General features: G+C 38.1%; 13 protein-coding genes and 1 pseudogene. 12 read left to right on the forward strand and 2 right to left on the reverse strand.

The genetic code is table 11. The features are described 5' to 3' along the window. Together L6I86_RS35130 and L6I86_RS35135 are read left to right on the forward strand one after the other, a co-directional pair. Window positions 1-213, forward strand: a 213-nt coding sequence (locus tag L6I86_RS35130; RefSeq protein ID WP_236293535.1) for a hypothetical protein, incomplete at its 5' end; no start/stop codon positions are given. Window positions 214-761: 548 nt separating this feature from the next. After that, complete coding sequence (locus L6I86_RS35135; protein WP_236293537.1) at window positions 762-1,889, forward strand: DUF4303 domain-containing protein; 1,128 nt, start codon at window positions 762-764, stop codon at window positions 1,887-1,889. A gap of 265 nt (window positions 1,890-2,154) precedes the next feature. On the opposite strand, the gene L6I86_RS35140 is transcribed toward L6I86_RS35135, so the two are convergent. Further along, on the reverse strand, window positions 2,155-2,331 hold the full coding sequence (locus tag L6I86_RS35140; protein ID WP_236293539.1) for a hypothetical protein: 177 nt from the start codon (window positions 2,329-2,331) through the stop codon (window positions 2,155-2,157). Window positions 2,332-2,739: 408 nt separating this feature from the next. Between L6I86_RS35140 and L6I86_RS35145 the strand changes: the two genes are divergently transcribed. The 7 genes and pseudogenes from L6I86_RS35145 (at window position 2,740) to L6I86_RS35175 (ending at window position 7,110) form a co-directional block, all read left to right on the forward strand. Beyond that, the gene (locus tag L6I86_RS35145) at window positions 2,740-3,615 is read left to right on the forward strand and encodes an ATP-grasp domain-containing protein (RefSeq protein ID WP_236293541.1); all 876 of its coding nucleotides are present in this window, start codon (window positions 2,740-2,742) and stop codon (window positions 3,613-3,615) included. A gap of 167 nt (window positions 3,616-3,782) precedes the next feature. Beyond that, on the forward strand, window positions 3,783-4,064 hold the full coding sequence (locus tag L6I86_RS35150) for a hypothetical protein (protein WP_236293543.1): 282 nt from the start codon (window positions 3,783-3,785) through the stop codon (window positions 4,062-4,064). 150 nt (window positions 4,065-4,214) lie between these two features. Further along, window positions 4,215-4,667, forward strand: a complete 453-nt coding sequence (locus L6I86_RS35155; RefSeq protein WP_236293545.1) for an HAD domain-containing protein — start codon at window positions 4,215-4,217, stop codon at window positions 4,665-4,667. A 117-nt stretch (window positions 4,668-4,784) separates the two neighbouring features. Beyond that, complete coding sequence (locus tag L6I86_RS35160) at window positions 4,785-5,156, forward strand: hypothetical protein (RefSeq protein WP_236293547.1); 372 nt, start codon at window positions 4,785-4,787, stop codon at window positions 5,154-5,156. Window positions 5,157-5,353: 197 nt separating this feature from the next. Further along, complete coding sequence (locus L6I86_RS35165) at window positions 5,354-5,818, forward strand: GNAT family N-acetyltransferase (protein WP_236293550.1); 465 nt, start codon at window positions 5,354-5,356, stop codon at window positions 5,816-5,818. A 205-nt stretch (window positions 5,819-6,023) separates the two neighbouring features. Then, window positions 6,024-6,278 (forward strand): annotated as a pseudogene (locus tag L6I86_RS35170) (CPCC family cysteine-rich protein); the annotation flags it as partial. 436 nt (window positions 6,279-6,714) lie between these two features. Continuing rightward, complete coding sequence (locus L6I86_RS35175; RefSeq protein ID WP_236293552.1) at window positions 6,715-7,110, forward strand: DUF4259 domain-containing protein; 396 nt, start codon at window positions 6,715-6,717, stop codon at window positions 7,108-7,110. A 154-nt stretch (window positions 7,111-7,264) separates the two neighbouring features. Here L6I86_RS35175 and L6I86_RS35180 read toward each other — a convergent pair whose 3' ends face one another. After that, window positions 7,265-8,755 carry an NCS1 family nucleobase:cation symporter-1 gene (locus tag L6I86_RS35180; protein WP_236293554.1) on the reverse strand — a complete coding sequence of 497 codons (1,491 nt, stop codon included), beginning with the start codon at window positions 8,753-8,755 and terminating at the stop codon, window positions 7,265-7,267. A 741-nt stretch (window positions 8,756-9,496) separates the two neighbouring features. On the opposite strand from L6I86_RS35180, the gene L6I86_RS35185 reads away from it, so the two are divergent. The 3 genes from L6I86_RS35185 (at window position 9,497) to L6I86_RS35195 (ending at window position 11,282) form a co-directional block, all read left to right on the forward strand. Continuing rightward, window positions 9,497-9,835 (forward strand): hypothetical protein, encoded by a 339-nt coding sequence (locus L6I86_RS35185; RefSeq protein ID WP_236293556.1) that lies wholly within the window; start codon window positions 9,497-9,499, stop codon window positions 9,833-9,835. Between the two features lie 176 nt (window positions 9,836-10,011). Continuing rightward, window positions 10,012-10,545 (forward strand): RDD family protein, encoded by a 534-nt coding sequence (locus L6I86_RS35190; RefSeq protein ID WP_236293557.1) that lies wholly within the window; start codon window positions 10,012-10,014, stop codon window positions 10,543-10,545. Between the two features lie 239 nt (window positions 10,546-10,784). Further along, a complete protein-coding gene (locus tag L6I86_RS35195; RefSeq protein ID WP_236293559.1) occupies window positions 10,785-11,282 on the forward strand; it encodes a DUF5946 family protein in 498 nt (165 codons plus the stop codon). Window positions 11,283-12,113: the final 831 nt, after the last annotated feature.

A 12,113-nucleotide genomic window follows, 5' to 3' on the forward strand; every position in this document is an offset into this window, starting at 1 on the left:
AATAATCCCAAGGCAATTAATAAAATTGAATGCAGAATTTGTACAATTATAAACCCTCTTGTATATTTACCCGTGGATAAGATTGGAAAAGGGCATAAAGCGTTATGTGTATTACAATTTAATTCAACAACTAAAGAAAGATTTCAACTTCCTGTGATTGACGGGTTTCATATGAATAAAGATGGGAATGAAGTAATTCTATTAAATGAATAGCTGGGTTCGTGAAGACAACTCGTTTGTGATTGGGGATTCAACTAACGAGGAACGTTAGTTCAAAAAACTGGAACAGATTGTCGAGGCAACTGTTCCTTTTGCCATTAAACTATTGGGCAGATTTGCGTGGTGGCATCGAGCGTCCAACCGACAAATATATTTCGGTTTGTCCAGTTACTTTGACCGATTGACTGGAAGATGATTTTTGTCGGGTAACAAGAACATTATCCCATTAATATCCGTGTAATACGCGGCTTTTTATTTTATGGGATAAGGTTGTTGTCAAATCTCAATGACAAGAACTTTATCCAATTCCCGATGTATGACAAGAACATTATCCCATTCCCGACAACCAAAGCGAATCCACTTTTCACTCCCTTGGGCTGATACATGATCTTCAGGTTTCCTTTTCTTCAAGAAGGTAGAACATACCATTTTACGGGAAAGATGGTACAATATAATAGATGCCTTCAACTTATCGTTGAAGAAATTAGAGAATAGATTAAGCTCATCGGAATCCTTGAAAACATACAGATCGGAGCAATGATATGAACACCTACTATTCAAGACTTGGACGACTACTGGATGAAAAAACACCTATCTACCAGGAAGGTTATTACGTGATGTGTGAAGGTGACGAGGCTAAATTCAGTATAGAAAAACCAGAGGGCGTAGAACTCATTACAGCAGAAGTCTTTATCCGTGAGCTGGTGGAAGGTTGTAAGTTTGTAATTCAATCTTTTGCAGAGGGCCCAGATAACAAGAACGTATACGCTTTTAATTTATATTCTGACGAACATAATAGCTACTACATCTATATGAACACACTAGATCGATTTGCGAATACGCTGGAAAGGTATCGTGGCGGCAAGTACGGAGACAAATACCAGGAAGTCAGTGAGGTCCTTTCGTTAAAATACAATCAAGGGGACTTTAGCTTTCAGTTCTTCCCGGATGATATGGGGGATAGCGGCCGTATCATCAGAGCTTTTGAAAGCTTAGCTTATTCGGTCATGGACCTGGATGAGGACGACTGCTTAAGCGAAGAGGATGAGCCTGTGATTGCCTTCGAAGCGGGTATTCTGAAAGACGGGTTTAATCTGCTTACCTTGAAGGCAGTAGCTCATCTTATTGAGGAAAATGCCTTTGCTCCGTTACAACGAACAGAAGACTTTATCGCATTTGCTGCGACGGGAAATGATTATGTGGACTACAGCTTGACGATGCGAAAAACAATAGATCTTGACTTGTTTTATCGCTTGTTTCCAGATGTTAAGGAGAAGGATGCGCTCTTCCAAGCGGAAATTGATAAGACTGCAGGCTTAACCGTGAGTGAAGCATTGGATTACTGGCTTCCTGCTGTTCATTCGGACTATGTGCCAGAGTCACCAGCCCAATATATCAAATTCGAATATGATCTATTTATGCGTCTGGAGTGTTACAGTAACTCTCTTGCTAGGGAGTGTTTGGAGCGAATGAAAAAGTTTGATTGGAATGAGCCTCTTGAACGCAATGATTATGAGCTCATCGCATATTATCAGGAAGCACTACATTTTGCAGGAGAGCTTACAGAAGACCAGCGTGAAAACTGCATAGCATTAGCTGAACAAATGACCGATTCCAACGAGGACTTGCAGGAATGGGCGAATACGCTACTAGCAATAGCGAGAACCTAATCTATTACACATATAGTCATAACAAAAACGGGGCCTCACGAATCAATGAGCTCCGTGACAAACAAAGCGCTGCACATAAAGTTCTTGTCATTCCCGATTTTGACAAGAACTTTATCTCATTCCCGTAGGATAAATGAGAAGAACTATACTATCTGATTTTGTAATTCATGAATTACTGTAGCGATACAGCATCGGGGCTTTTCTGAACTAACTGAGAACTATAGTTCAATCAAGAAATGGCAACTGGCATACGATCAGCTGCCTTTTATTTACGAGTTTTATTTGATTTGTACCACCAGATGATAAGTAAAATAGCAGCAAGAATGAAGATTGGGAGAGCAACAATCATATTTAACAATGGCTCAAACCCATCCCCTCCTTGTAGAGAGATGAATAGAGCTAGGAATGTCAGGATTAATGCAAAATAAAATAACCAGTTCATTGGTGAACCTCCAGTTGATTTGTCAATTTGATTTTACTGACTTAATCTTATAGATGGATAGTACTAATTCCAAGTAGTACCGCCTCAATAGACATCCAGAAATAAGGCTACCGACAACATTTGATCGGTAGCCTTATCTACTTTACAATGTACCATAGATGACAGGCGGATCATTGCGCTAACGCAAGAACTAAAGCTAAATAAATAACAACATGAAAAGGCAGCCGGTCCAAGTGGATTGGTTGCCTTCTCTCAATTACACGGGCAGGAAAGTTTAATCCGACTCACGAATATGTTTTACATTTAAGGTGTTTGTGAAGTTCGCAAATATGACGTTAGCTTAAAGTACAAGATCAAATCCAATATGGGAGTCGAATCTATATGTTTCTTATTTTTTGTTCAGATCCGATGAATAAAAATGCAGTTGATTTTGATTATGAGAAGGAATACTCCATTGCTAAATCACTTGGGTTGTCTGTCAAGTTGATTAGTCTTGAAGAGTTATTGGAAGGCAATACTGACAAGTCCCTAAGTAAGATTAATGCAGTTGAATCTCATGAATTAGCTCTATATAGAGGCTGGATGATGAAGCCTAAGAACTATGAAAACTTATACAACGGATTACAAAAGAAGAATATAATTCTCATCAACAATCCTGATGCATATATGAATGGTCACTGGTTTCCCAATTCTTATGATAAGATTAAAGACTTTACCCCTTATAGCAATTGGATTCATATTCAAAACCTAAATAATGATTTCGATAAAATCTATAGGAATCTGTCTGCGTTTGGAAACAAGCCAATAATCATAAAGGACTATGTGAAATCTAGAAAACACGAATGGAACGAATCATTTTTCATACCTGATGCTTCGGATAGAAATCACGCAACCATTGTAATCAAGAATTTCATTGATCGACAAGGTGAGGACATTAATGAAGGTATAGTATTTAGAGAGTTCGTGAATCTTGAAAGAATATCTATGCATTCTAAGAGTCAGATACCACTTTCAAAGGAATATAGGTTGTTTTATTTCCAAAAACAATTTCTTTTTCAATTCGATTATTGGGAAGATATTCATTACGATGATGAGAAACCTGATTTAACGATCTTCAATCGTCTTGCTCAGAATATTGGAAGTAACTTTTTTACAATGGACATCGGAAAGACAGATTCTGGTGACTGGATAATTATTGAAATTGGGGATGGGCAAGTATCTGGCTTGCCAATTGATTCAGATATTCTAGGATTTTATAAATCCATTAAAGAGCGTATGGGGTAATTCAGAGAGGGCAGGAATATCAGCTAACACCATATTCACGCTTCGGGCAATTCGGCACTTGGTTGGATTCGATCTTCATTACGCAATCGTGAGAACAAAAGTAATAAAAGCATGAAAAGACTTTAAAGAATTAGGAGGAATTAGTGATGCTAAGATGCTCATGGTGTATGAAGAAAATCAAAGAAGATAAGCCCTGCTACGGTCTAAATGTCAAGTTTGCTTCAGGAGTTGAATTTGACGAGAAAGATGGAAGAATAATTTCATTATATTTAAAAACTAGAAAAACAAATGTTCCTTTAATAGTTGTGGCCGATGACTCAGAAGCAAAAAGAAATGGACAGGATGGCATCTTTGCACTTTGTAGTGAGAACTGTGCGACTAAGATGAAAGAAACAGTTACAAAAGAATTAGAGCTATTTTCAGGTGAAAGCAGTATGGTACGTTTATAAAACAAACGACTCTAAACAACACAGATGGGCTGCCGCGAATAACTCCGGCAGCCTATTGAGCTAAAGGGCAGTTATCTTCAATAGTTTATGTTAATATATGGATGTAACGTGCGCGTATGTTGATTATTAACTGAGGAGTGTGAATCTAATTTGAAAATAATCTTTTTAGATATTGATGGTGTTTTAGTCACCACGAATTCACTAATTCCCAGTGATAAATATTTTGGCAACAAATTTGATCCTATTTCTGTTAGATATCTAATTGACATTCTTAATGCCACAGATGCTAAAATCGTTATTTCTTCTTCCTGGAGAGAAGGAAGAACCTTGGTTCAGTTACAATCGATCTTTAAAGCTAATGGAATCGATGACTGCATAATTGGTTTAACTCCTTCCTTTAACGGGGAAACAATCAGAGGAAAAGAAATCAAAGCATTTCTAGATACCTGTCGTGATGTAGAATGCTTTGTTATTATTGACGATGAGGAAAAAATGGGTGAGTTAGAACCATTTTTTGTTGAGACAGATTTTAGAACAGGGATTACAGAAGATCTCAAAAACGAAGTAATTCGAAGATTGACTATGCAAACTGGCTTACGTTAACGGGAACTATAGCTAAATATGATATGAGGCAATTGACAGAACAATCGACTGCCCTATTTTTGCTCGTTATCGATTGTAAGCCTGTTACATAAAGATCCGTGTAGAAAGGAGAAGACTATGAGGATTCAAAATTTAGCCTTATTACAATCCAGAATACCAAATTTTACTTGGTCTAATTTGGAATGTATTTCTTCTTTTAAATACTACATGGACAAAAATAAGCATTATGAAGATATCTCAATGCTTGATATTGAATTCTTATCCAATAAGGATGAAATAAACTTAAGAATACAAATTAGATTTAAAGAGATAGAAAGTTTTAGTATTAATGCCAGCGGAAAAATAATACAACTTGGTATTTTTGATATTGTAGATATTAAAGAAGATGGTTGGTGTGCATTGAATTTTTGGATACGGGATATCGAATGTGAAGTTTTAAACTTCTATTGCAATGCAATCGAGGTGATTTCAGTTGATCAAATTGACTGATCACTTGCCCAAGTGTTCGTTCAACTAACGGGAAACGAGAGTTCAATAACAACATGAGAAGGCAGTCGACCCAAGTGGATCGGTTGCCTTTTCTCAAGTAACGGGTAGGATAATTCAACCACTTCACGAATAGTCATGTATGGATTTTTTATTTAGTTCGTAAAAAAGACGCTATACGAAAGGTCGGTGAACCAAAAATGTACGATGGTAAAGCTATGATACTAATTGAAAAAGTTACATCCCTCGAACAATATGAACTTAAAATGCTTGTGGACGACAGCATATCCGAAGGATACAAATTTGTAATGCTTTTGATCGATGAGTATGTAGATGGGAGTAACAAATTTGATAGAAAAGGCGAATCTCTTTACATTGCTAAAATTAATAATGAAATAGTTGGAATTGGAGGATTGAATATTGATCCATATCTTAGGATTACTGATGTAGGTCGAGTGAGGCATTTATATGTTTTGCGTAAGAATAGAGGTACAGGTGTAGGAAAGGCACTTCTAAATAGAATAATTGTTGAAGCACAAAAGCACTTTCGGAAACTTACTTTATCTACCAACAATCCAGTTGCTGATAAATTTTATAAAGATTTCGGCTTCTCCAATGCTGAAGGAATTTATAAAGCTAGTCACATATTGGAACTAAGGAATTGATTAATTAATGAGATGCCCGACCCTTCATTAACACCGTATCCACTCTTCGGGGCATTTGCGATTGCACTAACGGATAACGATAGTTCAACCAAAACAAGGAGTAATCTGCCACAGCAGCTACTCCTTGTTTTGATTAGGAAGGGCAGGAGAGTGCAGTCGGAGGCTAGATGTTTTATGATAAATAAAAACGCAATTGAGGTGTACTGTGAAAAAATATACATGCCCATGTTGCGGGTATAAAACGATAGACAGTGATGGGAATTATGACATATGCCCAATATGTTTTTGGGAAGATGACCCATTTCAAAAGATGAATGAATATGATTTAGGAGCCAATAAGATACCATTGGTGGAGGCACAAAAGAATTATATTCGGTATGGTACTTGCGAGGAAAAAGTAACTCAATATGTTAGAAAACCAACGAAACACGACAAAAGAGATTCTGATTGGAAGCCGATTAATGACAGTCTGTACGAGCTCAAATTAGCTTGTCGTAAATTTATTGAAGGTACTTACAGCATTGCTGAATTAGAACATAATTTATCTTGGATAGCCGTACCAGACGATATTGCAGAACTCATACAAAAAACAGAAAATGATTTAGAAATGATTATATTTTGTACTTCGGATTACAAGCAGCGGGATGAAGCATTAGATGTGGTCAATGCTTTGCTTAAAAAATTGAATATTACCATTGAAGGTATTTGGTGACTTGTTGAGCTCCCTCGGCGAACGATAGTGAAGGAACTTGCATAACAGCAGCTCTTTTTCTGTTCATTCAAGTAATGGGCAGGATACTTTCATCATTTATCGAATACCTAAAATACTAATCTAATTATTAAATTTGTACCCAAAAATTATTTTAAACCTTTAAAAGAGATGAGGCTATTCATACATGGGAGCATGGGGAATTGGAAATTTCGAAAATGATACAGTACAAGATTGGATAATTGAACTTGTAGAAGCTCAAGATATTAATTTACTTTCGGAATCTATTGAAATGGTTTTAGAAGACAATTACTTAGACGCAGATGTAGCATGTATTGCCATAGGAGCAGTTGAAATACTGGCAGCGTTACAAAATAGACCAGGAAAAGAAATAAATGAAGATGAACTTCAAGAATGGATATTACAACATAAAGGGCAGGGGACAAACCTAATAGAGAAATCCCACAAAGCTTTAGAAAAGATACTTGCGGAATCTGAACTCAAAGAATTATGGGAGGAAACAGAAGATTACGGGAACTGGGTGACCACAATAAAGGAATTGCAAAGTAGAATAATTATTTAAAGGGAGTACTTAAAATGTAGTGAAAATCTCCTCCGTTTATTCCGCTAACGGAAAAGATAGACAACATAACCTGGGCGCGAACGTCAGCTACAAGCACAAGAGTCTGTCCCTAAAGGTCTACAGTGACCAAAGGGACAGACTCTTCAGCATCTAATCACGTAGAGGTTTTTTCGCCAATATGTTTAGTGACTGATTTATATTCCGTATGGGAAACCAAAGATCCATCGTTGTTCATAAACCATGTGTAAAAGAACATGGAGAGGATTAATCCGAAAATCCATGCCCCGTCCCAGACGAAAGTTAATGGGGAAATGTTTTTACATACTACTGGGACAATAATACCTATTAAGAGAGCATAAATCGCTTTTTGATTAAAGCCTCCGCGGTAGGAATATCTTCCATCCAGTTGATAGAGCTCAGATAAATGAATTCTCCGCTTACGAACGAACCAGTAATCGGCAATCGCGATTCCATCAATGGGACCTAATAATGCGCCGTATGTTCCAAGCCAGACGAATATATAGTTTCCAAAATTCTCTAGTATGTACCACGGTTGCATGAGAAGTGCAACAAGACCGGTAATAAGAACACCTGTACGATATGTCAGCTTTTTAGGCATAAGATTTTCTACGGCGCGAGCAGGAGCTATGACATTTGCCGCTACGTTTGTGGTGACTGTAGCTAAAATAATCCCTAAGGTTCCAAGGAAGATGACAAAGGGTGAAAATTTAGCTAAAATAGCCGCGGGATCCCAGATGGCTTCGCCGAAAATAACGACTGTGGCCGAAGCAACGGCTACGCCAATGAAAGAGAATAGACCCATAGTTGTAGGCATTGAGAAAGATTGACCGATAATTTGCGCTTTTTGGCTTTTGGCGTAACGACCAAAATCAGGAATGTTCAGTGCTAAAGTTGCCCAGAAAGCAATCGCTCCTGTCAAGGCTGGGAAGAAGACTTTCATGAATTCTACTGTGGTGGTTAATTTAGAAGGAGCGGATAGCATCGGGCCCCAGCCCCCAGCAGAAGTTAAAGCCCACACCAACAACGCAACACTCATCACAATTAAAGTAGGAGCCGCCCAGAATTCCATCTTGCGAATAGCATTAGGTCCACTATAAGCAATCCAGACATTTAAGCCCCACATAATTGCAAAGGAAATCCCAAGGTGTCCTGCTACATTTTCCCATCCGCTCATAGCGACTAGAAGGGTATCAAGCGCTCCCGCGGCGAACCAACAGTTAATACCGAACCAGCCTGCGCCAATAATGCCTCGAGCCATCGATGGAATATGTGCTCCTCTTGAGCCGAACCAGAGACGAGCATAGACCGGATAAGGAATACCATACTTTGTTCCGGCATGAGCATTTAATAAAATGGGGATGAGGACAATCAGATTGCCTAAAAAAATCGTTCCAACCGCTTGCCACCAATTCATCCCAAGCGAAATTAACCCGGCAGCAAGCGCGTAAGACGGAAGACAAATGCACATGCCGATCCATAAGCTGGAAAAGTTGTAAGCTGTCCAGTTATGCTCATCTTTTCTCGTTGGGCGCAACCCTTCGTTATACATAGGGCTGTCTTTAATGAGTTCTTCACCTTCCGCGGTCAATGTCACAATGCCATTCTCTTCAACCTGCAGCTGCATAAAAAATCCTCCTTATAAAATTGTAAATGCTTTTTGAAAGGCTGCTAGCCAGATAGGGGCCCAGTCCATTAGTGAGCATAGTAGATTATATTTTGTAATTATAAATACATGCAAAATCATCAGGAAAGTAATTGTGAGAGATGCCAGAGGAGGGGTTCTGAGACCGCTGTGATAAAAATTCCTACGATAAATATGGACAATGCATAGCCAACAATCCTTATGGAGTAAATAAGCAAATATCAGAGGACAAAAACAAATAATATCTAGTCGTGTCGGATGGCTAGAACATTGCCAATCTGTGACAAGAACATTGTCCGATTCCGACAAGATAAAATTAACCGCTCAGCTCCCTCATAGAATAAGGATTTTCTCACGAATGCTCGCTCATTCGCAGGATTTCAATATGCATGGTAATTAGGAGTTCAGTTGTTTGGGTCTTGTGGGGCAGGTAGTTCCGTTAGAGCGCATGCGGGAACAGAAGGTGCTGAACTTCTTTACAACATCTTCCATAAAAATGGTTTGCTGCACGCTTCTCTCCACAAGGTCCTTGGGGATTCACTCTCCCAAATCTCGACGGGTCTTTGCCCTCACATTCCTTCGTCCTATCTATCCAAGGTGTGGAGTCCGATCAACGTTAACGGAACGGGTCTATGCCCTAAAGCGTAAAAATCTCGGTACTCCGTGCTTTCTTTGAGAGATCCTGCGAATGAGCCAATTTACGTGTCAACAAAGGGATTATTTATGAATAAAAAATTGGTTATTACGATATGTATAATAGCTCCAGTTATACTGATCCTCTCCCTTATTGGGAGAGGATCGGTTAACAATCGACACAAAACAGAAATACAATCAGTTATAGGCAAATTAGGTGGACAAGTATCAAGAGTTGAAAGTGTGGATATCAAGAAAACTCCAATAAAAGAAGGCGGGAAGGGGAATGTGTTCTATAAAATTACGTACTCTTTGAATGGGAAAGAAAATATTGCTTGGTACAGAGCAATTATTAATTTGCTTGATATTCACACCCCAGCTTCATCAAAAAGGGGTTATCCAGAACAGTGGATTTTTCCTAAAAGTTGAATAGGAGTTTAAAATCAACGATCATTGCGCTAAAGGGAAACTAGAGCTTAATAACCATCAGGAGAGGGTTACCAACAAAATTGATCAGAAGCCTTCTATGCTTAACGGACAGGATAATTGAATAAAATTCCGAATAAAGCGTTAGGTTCCTTATTTTGGTCAAGAGGAGTAGAGCTATGCTTAAGCATGGAAATTTAAAAAACGTATCTTTAGGCACCCGAATAATAGCCTTTTTATGGGATTATGTTATCATTGCGGGCTATATAATCCTGTTAATTGGAGTATCTTTTCTTATACGACCTTTGTTGATTCCACTGTTTACGATAAATCCATTGTTGGCGGAGATCAATGGATTTCTATTCATTACTCTGCCTGTATATCTTTATTTTGCCGTATGTGAGGGATCGAAATCGCATGCTACATGGGGAAAACGAAAAATGGGGGTAGTGGTGACTGGCATTAACGGTCATTCAATCGGACTCGGATCCTCGCTTTTTCGTTCTGCCCTTAAATTTGCACCTTGGGAGTTATCCCATTTCACCATATGGCACATGGTCATTCCTTCTAAATACCCAAATACATTCATTTATTCATTATTAGCTACGGTCTACTGTCTGGTACTCATCTACTTGATAAGTCCAATATGGAGCAAAAATAAACAAACTACATACGACTTTATTGCGGGGACTGTTATAAGATACAAGGATTAGGGATTAATCAATCTCATTTCCAAAAGGAATTACGCTCCCTAACGCAAAACGATAGTTCAATCAATAACGCATGAAGGCGGCCGGGCAAATGATCGGCCGCCTTTTCTCAACTAAAGGGCAGTAATGCGTCAGATAGAATAACAAATGGGCTAACATGCAGGATAATAACTTTAATCAGGGAATTAAGAATATTAAGTCCATTATGATGTTGATCGTTGTTATAGGGAGTGTGAATTGCGGTGGTAAATAATAAAACATGTCCAGGTTGTGGGGTAATGCTTCCAAATAAGAATCTGGAATTTAGTGACCAATATAATGCATCGGGTGAGTGTATACAGTTGTATCATGAGCTATCTGCAAATTTTATAATGAGTCCAGATGTAACGTTTCGTACCCAACATGCGGTTGACGCATATGGTGCTCAACATTCTGGTAATAGGGTAAAAAACATTAGAACTGCATTTTCCTTAATCGGACTATATTTGGCAGTGGAGCGTGAATACACAGGAAGACAGGTACAACACGCACATATGGAACTAGCGAAAAGAAATATTAAATGGTCTTCGTTTATTCTTCCAATCCGACCATACGCATTGTCGGTTGCAGATGTTCTTAATATAGTAGAGGTGAAACGTAATGAAATGCTGATGGAATGGAGCAAGAACGTTTGGGATACTTGGGAGAACTATCATGAATGGACGAGAAACATATGTAAGAGTTATTTAAAACATTTCTAAACTAAGCGCGAACGATAGTTCAATCGCTACTTGACGGCAGCCGGCACACGACCGGCTGCCGTTGTCGGTTGAAGTAACGGGCAGGATACTTCCAATATGTGGTATATTTAGATAAGGGATTTGAACAAGGGAGGTGCTATGTTGAGGGAAGTAAAGCACTTTTTGATCATAGAATTAACAAGGTATCAGGAGGTGAAAAGCAATGGGTATTGAAAAAAGTAAATTCATTAAAGTTACAATTTTTGTTTTATTTTTAAGCTGTTTCTCAGTATTAATATCGTTCATTCTATCATTTATTATTGGATCCGCTATATTTTCTAATAAATTTAGCAACCCATATATTGGTGCAGTTCTTTATTACTTTTGGTGTGCTCTTCCAATCGTTTTGATTATGCCTTCTATGTTTTACCAAAGATTAAAGGTAGGGAGGATTGGAAGAATATTCATAATATCCATCGTAAGTGGCACTCTGTTTTCTTTTTTCTCGTTAATTGTAATTCATCTGTACTTGGACAATATGGAAAATTTTCCGTTAATTCAAACCTCTAGGGTCGGATACGCAGTTAAATTTGATAATTTAAGTTTATATTTTCTTGGCGTATTATTTTCAGCTAGTATTCTCTTAATAGGATTATTTTCAAGATTTAAATATAGAAAAGTATGAACATATACTTCCATTTAAGCAGTAAACCCTGTTGTTAATAAGAGACGATAACTCAATAAACCTTTAAGCTAAACATTCCTGTATAGCCTAAGAAATGGGCTTTGTCAAAAAAGGAGCGCCTCGGTATGATGGGTTTGTCGACGGGTAGATACCCAACACCATCAAGG

It is taken from the genome of Paenibacillus allorhizoplanae (assembly GCF_927798215.1).
GTDB lineage: Bacteria > Bacillota > Bacilli > Paenibacillales > NBRC-103111 > Paenibacillus_E > Paenibacillus_E allorhizoplanae.